Source organism: Sphingomonas longa (genome assembly GCF_016892685.1).
Taxonomy (GTDB): Bacteria; Pseudomonadota; Alphaproteobacteria; order Sphingomonadales; family Sphingomonadaceae; genus Sphingomonas; species Sphingomonas longa.
This window is the reverse complement of record NZ_JAFEMC010000003.1, coordinates 664,432-686,720: the sequence shown is the minus strand read 5'-3', so window position 1 is coordinate 686,720 and position 22,289 is coordinate 664,432. Positions and strand designations below refer to the sequence as shown.

Annotated in this window: 17 protein-coding genes; 6 read left to right on the top strand and 11 right to left on the bottom strand. The window is 67.1% G+C overall.

Annotated features, from left to right (window positions below; translation table 11 throughout):
• Positions 1 to 144 precede the first annotated feature (144 nt).
• The 5 genes from glgC (at position 145) to treA (ending at position 7,988) form a co-directional block, all read left to right on the top strand.
• Positions 145 to 1,413, top strand: coding sequence for a glucose-1-phosphate adenylyltransferase (gene glgC, locus ILT43_RS13245; protein WP_204199433.1), 1,269 nt, complete (start codon positions 145 to 147; stop codon positions 1,411 to 1,413).
• Positions 1,414 to 1,577: 164 nt separating this feature from the next.
• Entirely contained in the window at positions 1,578 to 3,020 is a 1,443-nt protein-coding gene (glgA, locus tag ILT43_RS13240) for a glycogen synthase GlgA (protein ID WP_204199432.1), read from the top strand.
• Positions 3,017 to 4,630 (top strand): alpha-D-glucose phosphate-specific phosphoglucomutase, encoded by a 1,614-nt coding sequence (locus ILT43_RS13235; protein ID WP_204199431.1) that lies wholly within the window; start codon positions 3,017 to 3,019, stop codon positions 4,628 to 4,630. The genes glgA and ILT43_RS13235 overlap by 4 nt, the downstream gene beginning before the upstream one ends.
• Positions 4,631 to 4,632: 2 nt before the next feature.
• Positions 4,633 to 6,453, top strand: coding sequence for a glycogen debranching protein GlgX (gene glgX / locus ILT43_RS13230; protein WP_211534526.1), 1,821 nt, complete (start codon positions 4,633 to 4,635; stop codon positions 6,451 to 6,453).
• 5 nt (positions 6,454 to 6,458) lie between these two features.
• The gene (treA, locus tag ILT43_RS13225; RefSeq protein ID WP_204199429.1) at positions 6,459 to 7,988 is read left to right on the top strand and encodes an alpha,alpha-trehalase TreA; all 1,530 of its coding nucleotides are present in this window, start codon (positions 6,459 to 6,461) and stop codon (positions 7,986 to 7,988) included.
• Here the strand turns inward: treA and cyoD are convergent.
• The 4 genes from cyoD to cyoA are packed head-to-tail and all read right to left on the bottom strand — an operon-like array spanning position 7,985 to position 11,989.
• Complete coding sequence (gene cyoD / locus ILT43_RS13220) at positions 7,985 to 8,395, bottom strand: cytochrome o ubiquinol oxidase subunit IV (protein WP_204199428.1); 411 nt, start codon at positions 8,393 to 8,395, stop codon at positions 7,985 to 7,987. The genes treA and cyoD overlap by 4 nt on opposite strands.
• The gene (locus tag ILT43_RS13215; RefSeq protein WP_204199427.1) at positions 8,392 to 9,063 is read right to left on the bottom strand and encodes a cytochrome (ubi)quinol oxidase subunit III; all 672 of its coding nucleotides are present in this window, start codon (positions 9,061 to 9,063) and stop codon (positions 8,392 to 8,394) included. The genes cyoD and ILT43_RS13215 overlap by 4 nt, the downstream gene beginning before the upstream one ends.
• Positions 9,060 to 11,084: a cytochrome o ubiquinol oxidase subunit I gene (gene cyoB, locus ILT43_RS13210; protein WP_239474775.1), complete on the bottom strand. Its 2,025-nt coding sequence runs from the start codon at positions 11,082 to 11,084 to the stop codon at positions 9,060 to 9,062. The genes ILT43_RS13215 and cyoB overlap by 4 nt, the downstream gene beginning before the upstream one ends.
• Positions 11,085 to 11,104: 20 nt before the next feature.
• Positions 11,105 to 11,989 carry a ubiquinol oxidase subunit II gene (gene cyoA, locus ILT43_RS13205; protein WP_204199426.1) on the bottom strand — a complete coding sequence of 295 codons (885 nt, stop codon included), beginning with the start codon at positions 11,987 to 11,989 and terminating at the stop codon, positions 11,105 to 11,107.
• 81 nt (positions 11,990 to 12,070) lie between these two features.
• On the opposite strand from cyoA, the gene ILT43_RS13200 reads away from it, so the two are divergent.
• Positions 12,071 to 12,922, top strand: coding sequence for an HpcH/HpaI aldolase/citrate lyase family protein (locus ILT43_RS13200; RefSeq protein WP_204199425.1), 852 nt, complete (start codon positions 12,071 to 12,073; stop codon positions 12,920 to 12,922).
• A gap of 156 nt (positions 12,923 to 13,078) precedes the next feature.
• Here ILT43_RS13200 and ILT43_RS13195 read toward each other — a convergent pair whose 3' ends face one another.
• The 7 genes from ILT43_RS13195 to ILT43_RS13165 form a co-directional block, all read right to left on the bottom strand.
• On the bottom strand, positions 13,079 to 13,564 hold the full coding sequence (locus ILT43_RS13195) for a DUF4142 domain-containing protein (RefSeq protein ID WP_204199424.1): 486 nt from the start codon (positions 13,562 to 13,564) through the stop codon (positions 13,079 to 13,081).
• A 525-nt stretch (positions 13,565 to 14,089) separates the two neighbouring features.
• Entirely contained in the window at positions 14,090 to 14,680 is a 591-nt protein-coding gene (locus ILT43_RS13190) for an ABC-type transport auxiliary lipoprotein family protein (protein ID WP_204199423.1), read from the bottom strand.
• 11 nt (positions 14,681 to 14,691) lie between these two features.
• Positions 14,692 to 15,657 (bottom strand): MlaD family protein, encoded by a 966-nt coding sequence (locus tag ILT43_RS13185; protein WP_204199422.1) that lies wholly within the window; start codon positions 15,655 to 15,657, stop codon positions 14,692 to 14,694.
• The gene (locus ILT43_RS13180) at positions 15,657 to 16,571 is read right to left on the bottom strand and encodes an ABC transporter ATP-binding protein (protein WP_204199421.1); all 915 of its coding nucleotides are present in this window, start codon (positions 16,569 to 16,571) and stop codon (positions 15,657 to 15,659) included. The genes ILT43_RS13185 and ILT43_RS13180 overlap by 1 nt, the downstream gene beginning before the upstream one ends.
• Positions 16,571 to 17,668, bottom strand: a complete 1,098-nt coding sequence (locus ILT43_RS13175) for an ABC transporter permease (protein WP_204199420.1) — start codon at positions 17,666 to 17,668, stop codon at positions 16,571 to 16,573. Before ILT43_RS13175 ends, ILT43_RS13180 begins: the two co-directional genes overlap by 1 nt.
• A gap of 88 nt (positions 17,669 to 17,756) precedes the next feature.
• Positions 17,757 to 19,025 (bottom strand): DUF445 domain-containing protein, encoded by a 1,269-nt coding sequence (locus ILT43_RS13170; RefSeq protein ID WP_204199419.1) that lies wholly within the window; start codon positions 19,023 to 19,025, stop codon positions 17,757 to 17,759.
• 79 nt (positions 19,026 to 19,104) lie between these two features.
• Positions 19,105 to 22,284 carry an efflux RND transporter permease subunit gene (locus ILT43_RS13165; protein ID WP_204199418.1) on the bottom strand — a complete coding sequence of 1,060 codons (3,180 nt, stop codon included), beginning with the start codon at positions 22,282 to 22,284 and terminating at the stop codon, positions 19,105 to 19,107.
• Positions 22,285 to 22,289 lie beyond the last annotated feature (5 nt).

Below are 22,289 nucleotides of genomic sequence, written 5' to 3'. Positions count from 1 at the left end.
GAGGCATAACCTATGGCAAGCGCGCGGGGTACCACCCCGTGCCCAACGCCTCCAGGATCGAAAATCGAGGAAAAGAAGGCCCTCCGACCCTCGACAACGCCCCGAAACGGGTGAAACAATACGGCCACAACAGGAGGGATGAGGATGGACCACCACCACCGCCGGGGACAGCCGCTGGCCCGCGACGCTATGGCGTACGTGCTGGCCGGCGGGCGTGGCAGCCGCCTGTTCGAGATGACGGATACCCGCGCCAAGCCGGCGGTCTATTTCGGCGGCAAAGCGCGGATCATCGACTTCGCCCTGTCGAACGCGCTCAATTCCGGCATCCGCCGTATCGGCGTCGCGACCCAGTACAAGGCGCACAGCCTGATCCGGCATCTGCAACGCGGTTGGAACTTCCTGCGCCCGGAACGCAACGAAAGCTTCGACATCCTGCCCGCCTCGCAACGCGTGTCGGAGACGCAGTGGTACGAGGGTACGGCCGACGCCGTGTTCCAGAACATCGACATCATCGAAAGCTACGGTCCGGAATTCATGGTCATCCTGGCGGGCGACCACATCTACAAGATGGATTACGAGATCATGCTCCAGCAGCATTGCGACAGCGGTGCGGACGTGACCGTCGCCTGCATGGAAGTGCCGCGGATGGAGGCGACCGGATTTGGCGTGATGCATGTCGACGAGGACGACCGGATCGTCGATTTCGTCGAGAAGCCCGCCGACCCGCCGGCGATCCCCGGCAATCCGGAGATCGCGCTGGCCTCGCTGGGCATCTACGTCTTCGCGACCAAGTTCCTGATCGAGGAACTGCGCCGCGACGCCGCCACCGAAGGGTCCGATCGCGACTTTGGCAAGGACATCATCCCGTATCTGGTCAAGCACGGCCATGCGCAGGCGCACCGTTTCAGCGCGTCGTGCGTCCGCTCCGACGGAGAGCCGCAGGCCTATTGGCGCGATGTCGGCACGATCGACGCCTATTGGGAGGCCAGCATCGACCTGACCGATGTCCTGCCCGAGCTGGATCTGTACGAGAATAGCTGGCCGCTCTGGACCTATTCGGAGATCACGCCGCCCGCCAAATTCGTCCACGATATCGATGGCCGCCGCGGCTCCGCGGTCGCCAGTCTGGTGTCGGGCAATTGCATCGTGTCAGGCGCCTCGATCAACCGGTCGCTGCTGTCGACCGGCACACGCGCGCACAGCTTTTCGATGCTGGACGAGGCGGTGGTGCTGCCCAACTGTCATATCGGTCGCGGTGCGCGGTTGCGGCGGGTGGTGATCGATGCGGGCGTGAAGATTCCCAACAGCCTGGTGGTGGGCGACGACCCGGTGCTGGATGCGCAGCGGTTCCGTCGTACCGACCGCGGCGTGTGCCTGATTACGCAACCGATGATCGACCGGCTGGGGTTGTGAGGGGGGCCGTTCCGTTCCGCGCAGGATTAATGCCGTCCTCCCCCTCTCCCCTTGGGAGAGAGGCCAGCTTGCGCAGCAAGCGCGGAGTGAGGGTGGGGAGCGACACACCCTCACACTTCCGTCGCTTCGCTCCTCCCTCCCTTTACCAGGGGGAGAGGGATTAAGTGCGCATCCTCTCCGTCGCGTCGGAAGCCTATCCTCTCGTCAAGACCGGCGGCCTCGCCGATGTCGTCGGTGCGTTGCCGGCAGCGCTGAGCCCACACGGGATCGCCACCACCACGCTGCTGCCCGGTTATCCGGCGATGGCCGCGGCCACTCGCAACGGGCGCGTGGCGCATCACTGGCCGGACCTGCTCGGGGTCGAGGCGCGGCTGATCGAGGCGCGGATCGGCGAGCATCCGCTGCTGGTGCTCGACGCGCCGGAGCTGTTCGCGCGTCCGGGTGGCCCCTATGCCGATGCGGACGGCCGCGACTGGGGCGACAACTGGCGGCGCTTCGCTGCGCTGTCCCGCGCCGCCGCCGACCTCGCGGCCGGCACCATCGCCGGCCATCGCTTCGACGTGATGCACGCGCATGACTGGCAGGCGGGGCTTGCCCCGGTCTACGCACGCGCGCTGGGGGCGGAGGCGAAGACCGTCGTCACCGTCCACAATATCGCGTTTCAGGGCAGCTACGACGCCGGCATCTTTCCCGCGCTCGGCCTGCCCGCGTCAGACTGGAGCATCGACGGCGTCGAATATTACGGACAGGTCGGATTCCTGAAGGCCGGCCTGAACGCCGCCGACGCGATCACCACCGTCTCCCCTACCTACGCGCGCGAGATTCTGCGCCCGGAATTCGGCATGGGGCTGGAGGGGCTGATCGCAACCCGGTCGCGACAGGGTGCGCTGCACGGCATCGTCAACGGCATCGACCCCGCCGTCTGGAGCCCCGACGCCGACACTGCCCTGCCCGCGCGCTACGCGATTGAGACGCTCGGCCGCCGCGCCGCCAACCGAGCCGCGGTGGAGCAGGCGTTCGGCCTCGATCCGGCATCCGGCCCGATCTTCACCGTCGTCAGCCGGCTGACATGGCAGAAGGGCATGGACGTGCTGGTCGAGACGATCGACCACCTCGTCGCGCGTGGCGGCAGGCTGGCGCTGCTCGGATCGGGCGACGCCGCGCTGGAATACGCGTTCCTGTCGGCCGCGGAGCGCCACCGCGGCCGGGTCGGGGTGAGGATCGGGTATGACGAAGAGTTGTCGCATCTATTGCAGGGCGGTGCCGACGCGATCCTGATCCCGTCGCGGTTCGAGCCGTGCGGGCTGACGCAACTCTACGGCCTCGCCTATGGCTGCGTGCCGGTCGTCGCGCGCACCGGCGGGCTGGCGGATACGGTGATCGACGCGAACGAGGCCGCGCTGGCGGCGGGGGTGGCGACCGGCATCGTCCACGACGGCGTCACGCCCGGCGTCCTGATCCACGCGATCGACCGTACCGTCGCGCTCTACGCAGAGCCCAACCGCTGGCGCATGCTGCAGCGCAGCGGCATGCAGGCCGATTTTTCCTGGAGCCGGAGCGGCCAGCTTTACGCCCGCCTCTACCGCGATCTAACGGGATCATCATGACCATAACCGTCCCCTCCACGCCCTATCCCGACCAGAAGCCGGGCACGTCCGGCCTGCGCAAGAAGGTCCGCGTCTTCCAGCAGCCCAATTATGCCGAGAACTTCATCCAGTCGGTATTCGACGCGATTGAGGACAAGGACGGCGCGACGCTGGTGATCGGTGGCGACGGGCGATTTCTCAACCGTGAAGTCATTCAGGTCGCGATCCGCATCGCCGCCGCCAACGGCTTCGGCCGCGTCGTGGTCGGGCGTGGCGGCATCCTGTCGACGCCCGCCGCCAGCAACATGATCCGCATCCGCCGCGCGCTCGGCGGGCTGGTGCTGTCCGCCAGCCACAATCCCGGCGGCCCGGACGAGGATTTCGGGATCAAGTACAATATCGCCAACGGCGGCCCCGCCCCCGAAAAGGTGACCGAGGCGATCCACGCGCGCACCCTGACGATCGACCGCTGGCTGACCGTCGAGGCGGACGACGTCGATCTCGATACCGACGGCGAGACGATGCTGGCGGGGATGACGGTCGAGGTGGTCGATCCGGTTACCGATTACGCCGAACTCATGCGCAAGCTGTTCGACTTCGATGCGATCCGCGCCGCCGGGCTGTCGATGGCGTTCGACGCGATGAGCGCGGTGACCGGCCCGTACGCGACGGAGATTCTGGAGCGGCAGCTCGGCTTCGCGGCGGGCACGGTTCGAAACGGTACGCCGCTGCCCGATTTCGGCGGGCACCATCCAGATCCCAACCTCGTTCACGCGCATGAACTCTACAAGACGATGATGGCCGCCGATGCGCCGGATTTCGGCGCGGCGTCGGACGGTGACGGCGACCGCAACCTGATCATCGGGCGCAACATCTTCATCACGCCGTCCGACAGCCTCGCGATGCTGGCCGCCAACGCGCACCTCGCGCCCGGCTATCGGGGTGGGTTGAAGGGGATTGCGCGGTCGATGCCGACCAGCGCCGCCGCCGACCGCGTTGCCGCCGCTCTGGGTATTCCGTCGTTCGAGACGCCGACCGGCTGGAAGTTCTTCGGCAATCTGCTCGACGCCGGATTGGCGACGATCTGCGGCGAGGAAAGCGCGGGGACCGGCAGCGACCATGTCCGCGAGAAGGACGGGCTGTGGGCGGTCCTGCTGTGGCTCAACATCCTCGCGGTCCGCGGCCAGTCGGTCGAGGCGATCGCGCGCGAGCATTGGGCGACGTACGGCCGCAACTATTACGCCCGCCACGATTACGAGGGCGTCGAGAGCGACCGCGCCGATGCGCTGATGACCGAATTGCGCAGCAAGCTGGGCAACCTGCCGGGCCGGCGGTTCGGCGACCTGACCGTCGAAGCTGCGGACGACTTCGCCTATGAAGACCCGACCGATGGGTCGGTCAGCCGCAACCAGGGTATCCGTGTGTTGTTCGTGGGCGGCAGCCGCGTCGTGTTCCGCCTGTCCGGCACCGGCACCAGCGGCGCGACGCTGCGCGTCTATCTCGAACGGTATGAGGCGACCGCCATCGATGGCGATGCGACCGCGATGCTGGCCGACATCGCCGCCGCCGCCGACGCGATCGCCGGCATCGTCCGCCACACCGGTCGCGAGCGTCCGGACGTCGTGACGTGAGCATGCCCGCCTGGGGCGCGCATCCCGTCGCCTCGGGTCCCGATGCTCCGGCTACGCAGTTCGCGGTGCGCGCACCGGATGCGAGCGCCGTCTTCCTGTGCCTGTTCGACGGCGACAGCGAGCGCCGCCTGCCGATGGAACGCAGCGGCGACGGCTGGTCACTGACGGTGTCCGGCGTGCGTGCCGGCGACCGTTACGGCTATCGCGCGCACGGGCGGTACGAGCCGCCCGCAAACCTGTGGTTCGATCCGGCCAAGCTGCTGGTCGATCCGTGGGCGCAGGAGCTGGACCGGCGCTTCGCCTACGATCCGCGGCTGGCGGTGTTCGGAAAGGACAGCGCGGCGCTGGTGCCGAAGGCGATCGTGCCCGCCTCCGTGTCGCGCGCGCCACCTCCCCCACCCGTGTTTGCGCCCGGCGGGCTGATCTACGAATTGAACGTGCGCGGCTACACGATGCGGCATCCGGAGGTCCCGCCGGAGCAGCGCGGCACGATCGCCGCGCTCGCGCATCCGGCGGTGCTGCGGCACCTGACGAAGATCGGCGTCGCGGCGGTCGAGTTGATGCCGATCGTTGCGTGGATCGACGAACGGCATCTGCCGCCCCTGGGGCTGGTGAACGCGTGGGGATACAATCCCGTCGCACCGATGGCGCTCGATCCGGGCCTGTGTCCCGGCGGGTGCGAGGAGTTGGCGTCGACGGTTGCGGCGTTGCGCGCGGCGGGCATCGGCACGCTGCTGGACGTGGTGTTCAACCATACCGGCGAGAGTGACTCGGAGGGGCCGACGCTGTGCCTGCGCGGGCTCGATCCGGCAGCCTATGCGCGGGATGGCGCGGGGCAGCTGATCAACGACTCCGGCACCGGCAACACGCTCGACTGTTCGCAAGCGCCGGTACGCGAGCTCGTGCTCGCGTCGCTGCGGCACTTCGCGTCGCTGGGCGTCGACGGCTTCCGGTTCGATCTCGCGCCGATCCTCGCGCGCGGACCGGGCTTCGATCCCGCCGCACCGATCTTCGCGGCGATCGCCGGCGATCCGTTGCTGAAGGACCGGATCATGGTCGCGGAGCCGTGGGATACCGGCCCCGGCGGCTATCAGCTCGGGCATTTTCCCGCGAACTGGCTGGAATGGAACGACCGGTACCGCGACGATGTCCGCCGCTTCTGGCGCGGCGACGGCGGCGCGGGCGTGCTGACGACGCGGATCGCCGGGTCCTCCGATGTGTTCGGGAGCGCGCGCGCGTCGCGATCGGTGAATTTCGTCGCGGCGCATGACGGCTTTTCGCTGGGCGATGTCGTCACCTATGCCCATCGCCACAACGAGGCCAATGGCGAGCAGAACCGCGATGGTCATGCTGAGGAAGTCGCGTGGAACAACGGTGTCGAAGGGCCGAGCAGCGATCCCGCGATCCGCGGCCGCCGCGATGCCGATGTCCGCGCGATGCTGGCGACCCTGTTCGCGTCGAAGGGCACGCCGATGCTGACCGCGGGCGACGAGTTCGGCCGGACGCAGCGCGGCAACAACAACGCCTATGCGCAGGACGAGATGACGTGGCTCGATTGGGATCATCGCGATGTCGCACTGGAGGATTTCGTCGCGGCGCTGTCCGCGTTCCGGCGCGACTGGCCGCTCGCCGACCCCGCATGGCTGGAGTCGGCGGACTGGCGCGACCTGTGCGACCGGCCGATGACGCCGGAACGGTGGATGGGCGCGGGCGGGTTCCTGCTGCGCCTGCCCGCCGGTGACGAAACGATGTTCCTGCGCGTCGATCGCGGGGAGCGACGCGTGACGCTGGCACGTGCGAAGATGCTGGAGAGTCGATTGTGATCCTGATGATGCTGGCCACCGCGGCCATTGCCGCCCCGATCGCCGCTGCGCCGGTGAAGCCGTTCCCACCCTCGCCCGCACAGGTGTACGGGCCGCTCTACACCGCGGTGCAGATGCGCCAGATCTTCCCCGATTCGAAGACGTTCGCGGATGCCGTGCCGAAGCGGCCGGCGACAGCGATCATGGCCGCGTACCGAAGCTGCAAGTGCGACACCGACCCGGCGTTGAAGGCGTTCGTCACCGCGAACTTCACGCTGCCCGCCGAGCGCGTGGTGACGCCGCAGCCGACCAGCAGTCTGGCGGAGCACATCGACAAACTGTGGCCGCATCTGACCCGGACGACGACCAGCGTTCCCGCGGGATCGTCGGCCTTGTCGCTGCCCAAGCCCTACGTCGTGCCCGGCGGACGGTTTCGCGAGCTGTATTACTGGGACAGCTATTTCACGATGCTGGGCCTGCCCGCGGCGGGGCGACAGGACCTGATCGAGACGATGGTCGCCGATTTCGGCAGCCTGATCGATCGTTACGGCCACATCCCCAACGGTACGCGAACTTACTATCTCAGCCGGTCGCAGCCGCCGGTCTTCTATCTGATGTCCGGCCTGTCGCGGGATGCCACGACGCTGGCGACGCGGACGCGGCAGTTGCGCGCGGAGCATGCGTTCTGGATGGACGGCGAAGCCACGCTGAAGCCGGGGCAGCAGCATCGCCGCGTCGCGCGCCTTGCCGATGGGTCGCTGCTCAACCGATACTGGGACGACCGCGCCGATCCGCGCGACGAAAGTTACCGCGAGGATGCCGCGCTCGCCGATCATACGACGGATCGCGACCGCGCCGACCTGTTCCGCAACCTGCGCGCCGGGGCGGAAAGCGGCTGGGACTTCTCGTCCCGCTGGTTCGCGGACGGCCGCACGCTGGCGACGATCCGGACCACGCGCTTCGCCGCGGTCGATCTCAACAGCCTGTTGCTGGGGCTGGAGCAGGCGATCGCCACGAACTGCCGCACGCTGGCCGACACGGCGTGTGCGACCGAGTTCGGCCAGCGGGCGGAGGCGCGGACGCAGGCGATCCGCCGGCATCTGTGGAACGGGCGCTTCTTCGCCGACCATGACCTCGACACCGGTCGCGCCAACACCGTGCTGACCGCCGCGACGATGTTCCCGCTGTTCGTCGGGGCGGCGACGCCCGATCAGGGCCGCGCGACGGCGGCGGCGTCCCAGCCGCTGGTCGGCGAGGGTGGCGTGATGACGACCGGGACGCCGAGCGGGCAGCAATGGGACGAACCCAATGGCTGGGCCCCGCTCCAGTGGATCGCGATCACCGGCCTGCGCCGCTACCAAGAAACCGCGCTGGCGACCCGGATCAGGACCGCGTGGCTGGCGGGCGTGCAGCGGGAATATGCCGCGTCGGGCAAGCTGCTGGAGAAATACGACGTGGTCGAGCGCAAGCCGGGTGGCGGTGGGGAATATCCCAATCAGGACGGCTTCGGCTGGACCAACGGCGTCACCCGCGCGCTGCTGGCGGAGACGCCCTAACGCTGCATCCGCATCATCTCGCCCATCGGCATCAGGTTGTGGTCGAGATGGTTCATGATCCAGATCGTGCCGATCAGCACCAGTCCGACGATCAGCACGCCGAATGCCAGCGCCAGCACGTTGTTGCTGTTGTCCGGCCCGGTGGTGATGTGCAGAAAGAAGACGAGGTGGATGCCCATCTGCGCCACCGCGAGCGCGATCAGCGCGACGGGGATGCCGGGGCCATAGATCAGCCCGGTGCCCGCCGCCCAGAAGGACGCGGCGGTCAGCACCGTCGCCAGTCCCAGCCCGACCAGATAGTTGCGGACCTGGATCGCGACCGACGCGCCGTCATGCTCGTCGCTTTCGCCCGGCGCGGAGTCGCCCGTCTCGTGATCGGACTCCATCTCCATGTCGCGTTCGCTCATGTCGCCGCTCCCGCGCCGAGAAGGTAGACAACGGTGAACAAGGCTACCCAGATGATGTCGAGCGCGTGCCAGAACAGCATGAAACACGCGATGCGCCGGTCGATGTCCTCGCGGAAACCCTTGGTCCAGACCTGCGCCATCATCGTCGTCAGCCATGCGAGGCCGAGCGCGACGTGGACGCCGTGGCACCCGACCAGCGCGAAGAACGCCGACAGGAACGCACTGCGCCCCGGCCCGGCACCCTCGCCGATCAGATGCAGGAATTCGTAGAGTTCCAGCGCGAGGAAGCCGGCGCCGAGCAACGCGGTCGCCGCCATCGCGACCTGAAACCATTTGATGGAGCGGGCGTGCATCGCGATACCGGCCATGCCGCACGCGAAGCTGGACAGCAGCAACAGCGCGGTTTCCCCGGCGACCAGCGGCAGTTCGAACAGATCGCGTCCGCCCGGCCCGCCCGCCGTCTCCCCGACCAGCACGGCATAGGCCGCGAAGAAACCGGAGAACATGATGAAGTCGGAGAGCAGGAAGATCCAGAAGCCATAGGCCACGACGATCCGCTTCGACGCCGGTCCCTGCTCGCTGATCGGCGTATCGCCGTGGCCGAGGTGGTTAGGGTCGCCCCCGCCGTGGCCGTGGCCGCCGTGTCGGGCTGCTGCCTGCGCGCTCATGCGACGCTGTCCTCGGGCAGGCCCAGCAGGATCGCCTTGGCGCGGCGGCGTTCGGCGTCGCGGCGGCGGGCTTCCTCAGCCGGGACTTCGTATTCCGCCTCGTCGCGCCACGCGAAGACCACGAACGTCGCCCACGCGCCGAGGAAGCCGAGGATCACCATCCACCAGATGTGCCAGATCAGCGCGAACCCCATCACCGTCGCGAAGAACGCGGTGACGATGCCCGTCGGCGAGTTATGCGGCATCTCGAAATGCTCATATTCGGGGCGGTCGCTGAGCTGCTTCTTCTCCAGCGCGCGCGACTTGATGTCCCAATAGGCTTCCTCGCCCTGCACGTTCGGCAGCACCGCGAAGTTGAACGGCGGGGGTGGCGAGGTCGTGATCCACTCCAGCGTGCGGCCATCCCAGGGATCGCCGCTGGTGTCGGCCAGCCGCTCGCGGTCGCGGATCGAGACGTAGATCATGACGATCTGGCACGCGATGCCGATCGCGATCAGCACCGCACCGACCGCCGCGGCGATCAGCCACGGATGCCAGGCGGCAACGTCGTAATGGCCCAAACGTCGCGTCATGCCCATCAGGCCGAGCACGTAGAGCGGCATGAAGGCGACGTAGAAGCCGACGATCCAGAACCAGAAGGCACGCTTTCCCCAGCGCTCGTCGAGGGTGAAGCCGAACGCCTTGGGCCACCAATAGGTCAGACCCGCAAACGCGCCGAACAGCACGCCGCCGATCACGACGTTATGAAAATGCGCGACGAGGAACAGCGAGTTGTGCAGCACGAAATCGGCGGGCGGTACGGCGAGCAGCACGCCGGTCATCCCGCCGATCACGAACGTGACCATGAAGCCCAGCGACCACAGCATCATCGAGGTGAAGCGGATGCGGCCACCGTACATCGTGAACAGCCAGTTGAAGACCTTCACCCCCGTCGGCACCGCGATGATCATCGTCGTGATGCCGAAGAAGCCGTTGACGTCCGCCCCCGCCCCCATCGTGAAGAAATGGTGGAGCCAGACCATGAACGACAGGATGCAGATGACCATCGTCGCCGCGATCATCGATCGATAGCCGAACAGCGGCTTGCCCGAGAAGGTCGACACGACTTCGGAGAAGATGCCGAACGCGGGCAGGATCAGGATGTAGACCTCCGGATGGCCCCATGCCCAGATCAGGTTCACGAACATCATCTGGTTGCCACCAGCCTCGTTCGTGAAGAAGTGGAAACCGAGATACCGGTCGAGCGTCAGCATCGCCAGCGTCGCGGTCAGGATCGGGAAGGCGGCGACGATCAGCAGGTTCGCCGCCAGCGACGTCCAGCAGAACATCGGCATCCGGGTGTAGCCCATGCCGGGCGCGCGCATCTTCAGGATCGTCGTGACCAGATTCACGCCCGACAGCAACGTGCCGACGCCCGATATCTGGATCGCCCACAGATAGTAATCCACCCCGACCCCAGGCGAGAAGCGCAACTCGCTGAGCGGCGGATAGACGACCCAGCCGGTCTTCGCGAACTCCCCGACCACGAGGCTGATGTTGAGCAGTAGCGCGCCGCTGGCGGTCAGCCAGAAGCTGACGGAATTCAACGTCGGGAACGCCACATCGCGGACGCCGAGCTGAAGCGGCAGGGCGAAATTCATCAGGCCGATCATGAACGTCATCGCGACGAAGAAGATCATGATCGTGCCGTGCGCGGAAAAGATCTGGTCGTAGTGGTCGGGCGGCAGGTAGCCCGGGTTCATGTACGCGATCGCCTGTTGCGAGCGCATCAGCAGTGCATCGGAAAAGCCGCGTAGCAGCATCACTGCCGCCAGCACGCAGTACATCACCCCGATCCGCTTGTGATCGACGGAGGTGATCCACTCCTTCCACAGATAGGGGAACAGCCCCTTCTTCCACACCCAGCCGAGGATGCTCAGGATCGCGATCGCCACGACGGCGGACGACACCAGCGGCAGCGGCTCGTCGAACGGGATCGAGTCCCAGTTCAGCTTGCCGAAGATCGGCGAGATCTGCCCCATCTCGACGGGGTGCAGCGGGCTCACTTCTTGTCCTCCCGGCCGGAATCGGCGGTGTCGCGGACCGCGGCACCGGCGTGCGCGACGATGCGGTCGTAAAGGCCGGGCAGCACCGCGCGGTAGCTGAACGGCGTCTTCACCGACGATGCCTCCCGAGCGAGCTCGGCGAAACCGGGGCCGTCGAGCAGCGGTCCCGCCGCCCGCGTTTGCGCGACCCAACCCGCAAATTGCGCGCGCGGTACGGCATCGACGACGAAATTCATGTCGGCGAACCCTTCCCCGCTATAGTGCGCGGACATGCCGCGATAGCTGCCGGGCTGGTCGGCTTGCAGGTGCAGGCGCGAGTCCATGCCCGACATCGCATAGATCTGACTACCGAGCTGCGGCACGAAGAAGCTGTTCATGACGGTGCCGCTGGTGATGCGGAACCGGACCGGCGTACCGACGGGAATGACGAGGCGATTGACGGTCGCGACGTTCTGGCCGGGATAGATGAACAGCCATTTCCAGTCGAGCGCGACGACCTGCACCTCGATCGGTGCGACCTTCGACGCCAGCGGCTTTTCAGGGGCGAGATCGTGGCTGCCGATCCAGGTTATGCCCGCAAGGAAGATGACCACCAGCGCTGGCACGGACCACACCAGCAGTTCGACTCGCCCGGAATAGGTCCAGGTCGGCAGGTACGTCGCGCGGGTGTTGCCGGCGCGGAACCACCATGCAAAGGCCAGGGTGGCGACGATCGTCGGGATGACGATGCCGAGCATGATGACCAGCGAATTGAGCAGAACCGTCCGCTCGCCAGCCGCCACCGGCCCGGCGGGATTGAGGACACCCGGTTCGCAGGCGGCCAGCAGCAGCGCGACGGCCACCGCGGCGATGCGGATCGAGCGAGGTTTACCGGCGATCACAGCTTGGCTCTACGCCTGCCGACGATCCGCTGCTAGGCTGCCAATGCCGAAAAGTGTCACCGGACAACATGGATCATGAAGATGATGGCTTCCCCGATGTCCCGCTGCCGCAGCGCGCTGTTCCTGCCGGCATCCAACGCGCGGGCGATCGTCAAGGCACGCGGTCTGCCGTGCGATGCGGTGGTTCTGGACCTGGAAGATTCGGTAGCACCGGAAGCCAAGGCGGCGGCTCGGGATGCTGCGCGGGCGGCGCTGCACGACGGCGGCTTCGGACCCCGTCTGCTGGTCGTGCGCATCAACGCGGTGGACGGCGAATGGGCGGAGGACGATCTCGCGGCGCTGGCGACGGCGCCGCCGGACGCGGTATTGCTGCCGAAGGTCGACGGGGTCGCGACGTTGCGGATGGCGCGCGAGCGGCTTGGGCCCAACGGTCCCGCAGTGTGGGCGATGATCGAAACGGCACGCGGGATCATGGCGCTGCCAGAGATCGCGTCGGCGGCAGCCGAGCTGCGCCTTGGTGCGCTGGTAGCGGGCACGAACGATCTGGCGCTGGACCTGCGCTGCCGACCGGGACCGGACCGGGCGCCCCTGCTGCCCGCGCTGGCGCAGATCGTCGCGGCGGCGCGGGCGGGCCGGATGCTGGCGCTGGACGGCGTGCTGAACGTGTTCGACGATCCTGATCGGCTGGCAGCGGAGTGTCGACAGGGCGCGGACTGGGGGTTCGACGGCAAGAGCCTGATCCATCCGGCGCAGATCGATGCGGCCAACGCTGCGTTCGGGCCGACGGAGGCGGAGGTGGGGCGCGCGCGGGCGATCGTCGCGGCGTTTGCGTCCCCCGGTACCGAGGGACGCGGCGCGATCAGATTGAACGGTGAGATGGTCGAGCGGCTGCATCTGATGGAGGCGGAGCGGGTGCTCGCGCTGGTGGAGTAGCGCCGGAGCGACCGGTCGTCGTCATGCCGGGCTGGCTCGGACATCCACGGAGCGACCCGATCACGAGTTGCGGGCGTGTCCGGCAGTGGATGCCGGACACGCCCGGCATGACGGCTGACCGAAGGGGCGGGCGATACCTGTCGCCCGACCCATCCATTACATCTGCTGCAGTTCGTCGATGTGGGTCTGCACCACCGGGGCGATCGCTGCGGCGGCGGTCTTCAGCGGAGCGGCGGTGCCGTTCGCGGCATAGCCCTGATGCAGCGCCAATGCCTGCTGATGCGCGACCTTCTGCTGCTGGATATAGGCCTGATCGCGCGCGGTGCCCTTGGCTGCTCGCAGCTTGGCGATGTTGCTGGCCTGCATCGGCTCCAGCTTGGGTGGCGGCACGGCGATACCCGCCTGCCGGGCGGCAGCCTTCACGTCGTTGGTGCTCTTGGTGTGGTGCGCGATCATCTGGTTCGCGAACTGGCGGACCTTGGCATCCTTGGTCGAGGCCAGCACGAGCTGGCTCGACTGTTTTTCATACAAGTCGCTGGCGCCGGCCTTGGCGACATAGGTCTTGGGGGCGACGGCCTGCGCGTGGGCCGCGGCGGGCATGATCGCCAGTGCGGCGGCGATGCTGAAAGTGCGAACGATCATATATCTCTCCTGTACAAACGCCCGCGCGACGCTGCGCACGGAGTGGTTCGACAAGGCGGTGCAATCCTTCGCACGGCGACCCGGTTCCGCTGGATTGAGACCCAATTCCCGATAGCTGACAGATACTTACTTCGATCAATACGATTTGCGCAGGGTGCACGGCCGAGCTGACCGACATTCAGCCCCGAAGGTGCTTTTGCTCTTTACGCATAGCCAGTCCGGAATCGTCCGTGCTTATCCCCTTGAAACATGGACGCGGCCTGCACGGCATCCATGTACTCCCGCGAAGGCGGGGACCCAGTACTGGGTCCCCGCCTTCGCGGGACACATGACCTATACATATCTCAAGGGGGTCATTGCCGAACAAGTCCGGGTGACGGAGATAGGCTGAGCGTCGATCGGCTCTAGCTGGCCAGCGCCGCCGCGGTGTCCGAGCGACGCTCAGGTGAATCTATCAGCGCCGATACTTCACCGTTGCCATTGGATATACCACTCAGCGCTGACGCTCGCAGCGTTCCAAATTGTTCAGCGCCCGATCCAGTCGGCGACTTCCGACGCGACCTGATTGGCGGCCTGATTCAACGCCGGTCCCGCCGATGCGGCGTCGATCGCCGCCACCGGGACGCGCGCCTCGAACCGGCGCTTCTCCGTTGCGGGCTGGCCAGCCCGCTGGAGCGCACCGTCGAACGTGACCACGGCTTCCCGCGTCGCGGCGTCTAGCCCGAATGTGCGCAGTTCGCCCTCCAGATCGTCGTTGGCCTCCGCCACCGCCTGCACCGGGCTGAGCACGACGCGACCGGTGCGCGCCGACACGGTGTCGGACACGACCCGTGCGAACAGGCGTGACGGCGGCTCCGTCCACTGCGCATCCTTCACATAGGCGACGCTGGTCGCGCTGGTCGCAACGGGCACGCGCTGCGTCGCCAGCGACTGCGGCGTCACCGGCACGCCGATCACGATCGACTTCGCGGTCGCCGAGTTCTGGACCTGACCAACCGGCACCTGCGTCGTCGCCTCCAGCTTCATCAGCGTGTCGGGCGGGGTCGCGCCGAAGCTGATGCAGCCGGCGAGCGGGAGCGCGGCGAGAAGGCCGATCGCGATCGAGAGCGTCTTCATGCCGATACCCCTCACTTACCCTTGTAGTCCGGCAGCTTCTGCTGCCCGATGAGCGAACTCGCGCCCTGCTGATCGACCTTCTCCGCCACCGACGACAGCGCCGCCGCCGTCGTGCGCAGGTCGCGGACCAGCCGGTTCGCTTCCGGGATCGTCTGGCGCGAGAAGGTCTGGAGGCCGGGCCGCGCATCGTTGATCGCGCCGTTCAGCGTCTCCGCCGACTGTTGCGCCGCCGCGATCGCCCCGTTCAGGTTGCGGATCGTCGGCTGGATGTCGTTTGCCAGCACGCCGTTGGTGGTCGCCGCCAGCGCGCCGATCTGCTGCGCGGCGTCGCCCGCCTGCTGGATGGCGACGCGAGTCTGCGCCAGTGTCGCCGCAATCTCCGGTCCGCGATCGGCCAACGCATCGGTCAGGCGATTGGTGTTTTCCAGGATGCCGGCGATCGACGCCTGATTGCGGTCGGTGAGCAGGCCGGTGAGGCGCTCGGTCAATGTCGACAGCCGTTCCAGCAACTGCGGCGCGGAATTCAGGATCGCGCCCAGACCGCCCTGCTTGGTCGGGATCACCGGTACCCCGTAAGGGCACTGATCGGCACGCGGCGTTTCTGGACAGGCGATCGCCGCCTGCCCCTTCCGCGCGCCGTCCAGCGACACCTGGCTGACGCCGGTGAAGCCGACGCCGGAGATGCTGGCGGTGGTGCCAAGCAGGATCGGCGTGTCGTGGTTGACGCTGATGCGGACGCGCACGAACTGCGGATCGTTGGCCCAAAGCGCGATCTGTTTCACCTGACCCGACGGTACGCCCGAAAACGTCACGGCCGAGCCGCGGGCGAGCCCGTCGACCGACTGGCGGAAGAAGATATCGTACTCTTTCTCTTCGGTGCCGCCGAGCCGCGCGATCCACACGGTGAACAGCGCGAGCACCCCGAGCAGGATCAGCACGACGGCGCCGACGAGGACGTGATTAGAACGGGTTTCCATCAGCTTGCCCTTGCTGCGTTGTCGGCGGCGGCGCCTTGCGAGCGCTGGCCGGTCTCGTTGGCGACGACCTCGGTCGGATGCGCGTCCGCCTGGGCGTCGCTGGTGCCGAATTCCTTGGTCGTCGAGGCGGCCCGACCGCGCGGCCCCTCGAAATACTCATGGATCCAGGGGTGATCGAGCGCCTTCAACTCGTCGATCGTGCCGACCGCGATCACCTTCTTGTCGGCGAGCACCGCCACCCGGTCGCAGATCGCGTACAGCGTGTCGAGATCGTGGGTGATGAGGAACACGGTCAGGCCCAGCGTGCGCTGAAGCGACTGGATCAGTTCGTCGAAGGCCGCCGCGCCGATCGGGTCGAGGCCCGCGGTCGGCTCGTCGAGGAACAGCAGTTCCGGGTCCATCGCCAGCGCGCGGGCGAGGCCGGCGCGCTTCTTCATGCCGCCCGACAGTTCGGCGGGGTATTTCGGGCCGGCATCGGCGGGCAGGCCGGTCATCACGACCTTATACGCGGCGATCTCGTCGATCAGTGCAGGCGAAAGGTCGCGGTAGAACTCGCGTAACGGGACCTGCACGTTCTCCGCCACGGTCAGCGTCGAGAACAGCGCGCCCCCCTGGAACAGCACGCCCCAGCGCTTGCGGATGTTGGTCGCCTCCGTCTCGTCGCGGCCGATCGTCGGCTCTCCGAACACGGTGATGTCGCCCGCATCGGGCGTCTGGAGGCCGATGATCGAGCGCATCAGCACCGACTTGCCGGTGCCCGACCCGCCGACCACGCCGAGGATTTCGCCGCGACGAACCTGGAGGTCCAGCCCTTCGTGGATCACCGAGGGGCCGAAGCTGTTCCGCAAATTCCTGACGTCGACGATGATGTCGTCGCCGTCGCGGCGGTCGCGGGATGTGTCGGACACAGCCATCAGTTCCACCCGATCCACGTGAAGAACACCGCGAAGAACGCGTCGAGCACGATGACGAGGAAGATGCCCTGCACCACTGCGGAAGTCGTGCGCAGGCCGACCTGCTCCGCGTCCGCCTCCACCTGCATACCCTGGAAACACCCGGCGATGGCGATGATCGCGCCGAATACGGGTGCCTTGATCAGGCCGATATACAGGTCGGTGATCGGCACGACTTCACGGATGCGGGCGACAAACGTGACCGGCGGAATTTCCAGCGTGATCCACGACAGTAATCCGCCGCCGATCAGCGCGATCATGGACGTGTAGAAACCGAGCAGCGGCATCAGAACGATGGCCGCCAGCGTGCGCGGCAGCACCAGCGCCTCCATAGGCGACACACCGATCGTTCGCATCGCGTCGATTTCCTCGGTCAGCTTCATCGTGCCGAGCTGCGCGGCGAACGCCGAGCCGGAGCGGCCCGCGACCATGATCGCGGTCATCAGCACGCCCAGCTCGCGGAAGGTCAGGCGACCGACGAGGTTGATCGTGAAGACCTCTGCGCCGAACTGGCGCAGCTGCACCGCGCCCTGTTGCGCGATGACCATGCCAATCAGGAAGCCCATCAGGCCGAGGATGGCGAGCGCGGATACGCCGACCGTTTCGAACTCGTGCACCACCGCGTTGAAGCGGAAGCGGCGCGGGTGGCGAATGACCTGGCCGAACGCAATGACCGTCGCGCCCATGAAGCCGAGCAAGCCGTACAAGGTTCGGCCGGCGACGACGACGGCGTCGCCGACTTCGCCCAGCACCCGTTTGAAGCTCGACTGGTGGCCGGGACGGACGGAAACCGGCGTGTCGGATTGCACGACCTGATCGAACAGATGCTGGCCATCCGCGCTCAGCCCCTCGACCGGTGCGTCGTGGCGGGCGGCGAAACGGTGGACGACCCACGCACCGACCGTATCGATGCGGTGGACGCCGCTCATGTCGACGCGGGCGACCTTGCCGTCGATGCGATCGAGACGGTCGGGCAGCGTGCCGAGCCGCGCCAGCGACAGGTCGCCCGCGAATCGGACGGTGTCCTGATCCTGATCGAAAGTGGCACCATCCGTCATCGCACCACTCCTTGGGCGAATAGGCGCTGAACGGCAAGGCGGCTTGCCAACGGGACGGATCGTTTCCGAAACCGCGCCACCCCTGCGATCAAAGCAGGACGTCCACCAGATGGATACACAGGCCGACCAGTCCGCCGACGATCGTGCCGTTGATGCGGATATATTGCAGGTCGCGGCCGACCGCATTTTCGAGGCGACCGGTGATCGTGCGCACGTCCCAGCTTCGCACCGTTTCGGAGACGAGGCGGACGATGCCGTCGCCGTAATCCGCCGCGATGCCGACAACAGTGCGGCGGACGAAGCGGTTGATCCGGGCCGCCAGCGCACGGTTCTCGCGCAGCGTCGCGCCCAGTTGGCGCAGGATCTCGCCCAATTTGCCGGCCATCGCGCGTTCCGGATCGCGGGCGATATTCAGCAACGCACCGCGCGCCTGCTCCCACAGCCCGTCGAGCCAGCGCGCCATCGCCTTGTTGGCGAGCAGTTCCTCCTTCAGCGACTCGACGCGCGCCTGCGTCGCCGGATCATACTGGAGGTCCCAGGCGAGGCGATCGAGCCCCTCCTCGGCCTTGATCCGCATCGGGTGCTGTGGATCGTTGGCCATGTCGGCGAGCAGCTTCTCCAGACCGCCGATGAGCTTGTCCGCCAACGTCTCGTCGAGCCCGGTCCAGCGCAGGATCGCGCCGGCGCGGTCGTGGACCATCTGGCGGATGAGCGTGTCGTTGCCAGACAACGCGTTCGCGCCCCACCGGATCGCGGCATCGAGCAACGGCGCGTGCCGGCCCTCCGCCATCGCCGCCTTCAGCAACTGGCCGGCAAGCGGCGACACCTGCGTATCGCGCAGCCGCCCGGCGACCGCCGACTTGACCATTCCACCGAGTCGCGCGGGATCGAGCCCGTCGAGCATGCCCGCGACCAAAGCCGACGCGCCCTGTCGGAACCGGCCGCCCGCGCTTTCGGGCGGATCGGTGAGCCAGCGCGCGACCGCCTCCGCCACGTCGAGCCGCCGCATGCGTCGCGCGACGACGTGCGGGATCAGGAAATTGTCGCGCAAAAACTGGGCAAGCTGGTCGCCGATCCGGTCCTTGTTGCGCGCGACGATGGCGGTGTGCGGGATCGGCAGGCCGAGCGGATGCCGGAACAATGCGGTCACCGCGAACCAGTCGGCCAGCGCGCCGACCATTGCCGCCTCCGCAAAGGCGCGGACATAGCCCCAGCCCGGATGCAGCGGCACGAAATGACGGCTGACGAGGAAGATCGCCGCCATCAGCAGCAGCAATCCCGTCGCCAGGCGGCGCATCCGCACGAGCCCGACCGGTGGCGCTTCGGTCGCCAGCGGGGATCGGGTTGCAAGCGTCATCGCTTGCACAATACCCGAACCGGCCGGTTGGTTCAGCCGGTTCGTGACGGAGCCGTTCCGGCGTGCGCCACGATCATCCTCATTCGGCCGGATGCGGGCGGTCGGCGTCGTAGCCGATCTTGCCGGCCGGTCCCCCCAGCGGCGTCGGCGAGGGGGCGCCGGCGATCACCGGGCCATCCTCGTCACCGGGGCGATAGGTGAGCAGGCGACGGCCGAGCTTCGGCCCGATCCACTCTTCCATCCCGATTGCGAGACTGAAGCTGGCGGGCACGATGCAGAGCGTCAGGATCGTCGACAGGAACAGCCCGCCGATCACCGTCACCGCCATCGGCTGGTTGAACGATCCATCGCCGCCCAGCGCCAGCGCCGTCGGGATCATGCCGGCGATCATCGCGACCGTGGTCATGACGATCGGCTGCGCGCGCTTGTGCCCGGCATCGAGAATCGCGGCCAGCGGCGGCACGCCGACGCGCATCTCCTCCAGTGCGAAGTCGATCAACAGGATCGAGTTCTTGGCGACGATGCCGAGCAGCATCAGCAGACCGATCAGCACCGGCAGCGAGATCGGCATGCCGCACAGGTGCAGCGCAATCGCGCCGCCCAGCGGCGCCAGCAGCAGCGAGCCGAGGTTCACGAACGGCGGCATCGCACGGCGATACAGCAGGATCAGCACCGCCAGCACCAGCAGTACGCCGGCGAACACCGCGATGACGAAGTTCTGGATCATCTCCGCCTGCCACTTCGCCTCGCCGGAGGCGGCATAATGCACACCCTGCGGCAGGTTCTTCATGATCGGCAGTTCCATGATCTTCGACCGCTCCTCGCCGGCGATCGCGCCGGGTGCGAGGTCGGCACCGATCATGATGCGGCGTTCCTGGTTGAAGCGACGGATTTCCGACGGCCCCGCCCCGAAGCCGATCTCCGCGACAACGCGCAGCGGCACGGTACCCCCGCGCGAGGTTTGGACGGGCAGGTTCTGGATCGTCGACAGGTTGCGGCGGCTATATTCGTCCAGCGCGACGCCGATCGGAATCTGGCGATCGGGCAGCGAGAACTTCGCCGCGTTCTGCGCGATTTCGCCCTGCGTCGCGATCCGGATCGTCTGGCTGAGCGCCGCCGTCGTCACGCCCAAGTCGGCGGCGAGGTCAAGCCGTGGACGGATCACGAGCTCGGGCCGCGGCAGATCGCCCTCGACTCGCGGCGCCCGCAGATTGGGCAGCGTCCGCATCTCGTTGGCTAGCGTGTTGGCGGCCTTCATCAGTGCATCGGGATCGGCACCCGCCAGCATCAGCGACACCGCGCGGCCACCGCCGCCGCCGCCACCGAAGTTGATCCGGGCATCCGGAATCTCGTTCAGCAACACCGCCGTCTCGCGCTCGAAGTCGATCGAGCTACGCTTGCGATCCTTCTTCAGCGTGATGGCGATGCTGGCATTGCCGATGCGGACGTTCTCGACGGCGGAGCGAACCTCCTGCTGCTGGCGCAGGATGTCGGCCACGCGGCTGGTCACCGCCTCCGTCTGCGCGAGCGTCGTACCGGGCGTCATCGTGATCGAGACGCGGCTGAAATCATTGTCGCGCGGCGGCTGGAACGTGAACGGCAAGGTCGCGAACGCGCCGATCGTGGCAAGGAACGCGAGGCCGCCGATCGCCATCGTCCACCAGCGATTGCGCAGGGTCCAGCGCAGGATCGCCATGTACCCGTCCATCGCCCTGCCCTCGCCGTGTTCGGCGTGGCCATGCGCTTTGAGGAAATACGCCGCGACCATCGGTGTGATGAGGCGCGCGACGGCAAGGCTCATCAGCACCGCGACGACGACGGTGATGCCGAAATTCTTGAAGAACTGGCCGGCGATACCCGGCATCAGGCCGACCGGCAGGAACACCGCGACGATCGAGAAGGTCGTCGCGACGACTGCGAGACCGATCTCGTCGGCAGCGTCGATCGATGCCTGATAGGCGGTCTTGCCCATCCGCATGTGACGGACGATGTTTTCGATTTCCACGATCGCATCGTCGACGAGCACGCCCGCGACGAGGCTGAGCGCGAGCAGCGTCATGAAGTTCAGGCTGAACCCCATCAGCGACATGATCCAGAAGGTCGGGATCGCTGACAGCGGAATCGCGAGCGCGGAGATCACCGTCGCACGGCCGTCGCGCAGGAACAGGAACACGACGACGACTGCGAGGATCGCACCCTCGAGCAGGGCGTGGACCGCGGACCTATACTGCGCCTTGGTATAATCGACGCTGGTGAATTGCTGGATGAACCGGAACTTCGGGTTCTCCTTCTCGATCTTCGCCAGTTCCTTGACGGTGGCGTCGTACAGCGCGACCTCGGACGCGCCGCGCGCGCGCTGGATGCCGAACCCGACGACCTGATGGCCGTTGACCTTGGAGAAGCGCTTCTGTTCCAGCGACGTGTCGCGTATCTGGGCAATGTCTGCCAGCTTGACCATCCGGCTCATCGTCTGGATCGTCTGGCCGCCATTGGCGATCTGGTTGCCGGCGATCGGGATTTGGAGCTGGCCGACCTCGTAGGCGGTCTTGGCGCTGCCGACGATGCGCAGCGACTGCTGCGACCCGCCGATTTCGGCCTGCCCGCCCGCGGCATTCTGGTTCACGTTGCGCAGCGCCTGATTCACCTGGCTGGCGGTGATGCCAAGCGACTGCATCTTGGCGGGATCGAGGATGACGCGGATCGCGCGATCGACACCGCCCGACAGGTCGACCTTCTGCATGCCCGGAATGCCGAGCAGGCGCTTCACGACGACGGTGTCGACGAATTCCGACAGACCCTCCATCGTGGTGTCCGTACCCTCGACCGACCATGTCGCGATCGAATCGTCGTTGATGATGACACGCTCGACGCGGGGTTCGATCACGCCGTCCGGCAATTCGCTGCGCACCGACGCCACCGCGTCGCGCACGTCGGTGACGGCGCGGTCGACGGGAGTCGAGAAGTCGAACTGGATGAAGGTGCCGCTGGAGCCTTCGCTGATCGTCGAGTTGATCTCGTCGACGCCCTCCAGCCCGCGGATCGCCGCTTCGACCTTGGTCGTGATCTGCGTCTCGATCTCGGTCGGGGCCGCGCCCGGCTGGCTGATCTGGACGTAGACCGCCGGGAAGGTGATCTCCGGGCTGTCGTTCACCTGCATGCGGTTGAACGAGATGATGCCCGCCAGCGTCAGCGCCATGAACAGGACGAGCGGAACGACCGGGTTCCGGATCGCCCAGGCGGACATATTGCGAAAGCCCATCGTGG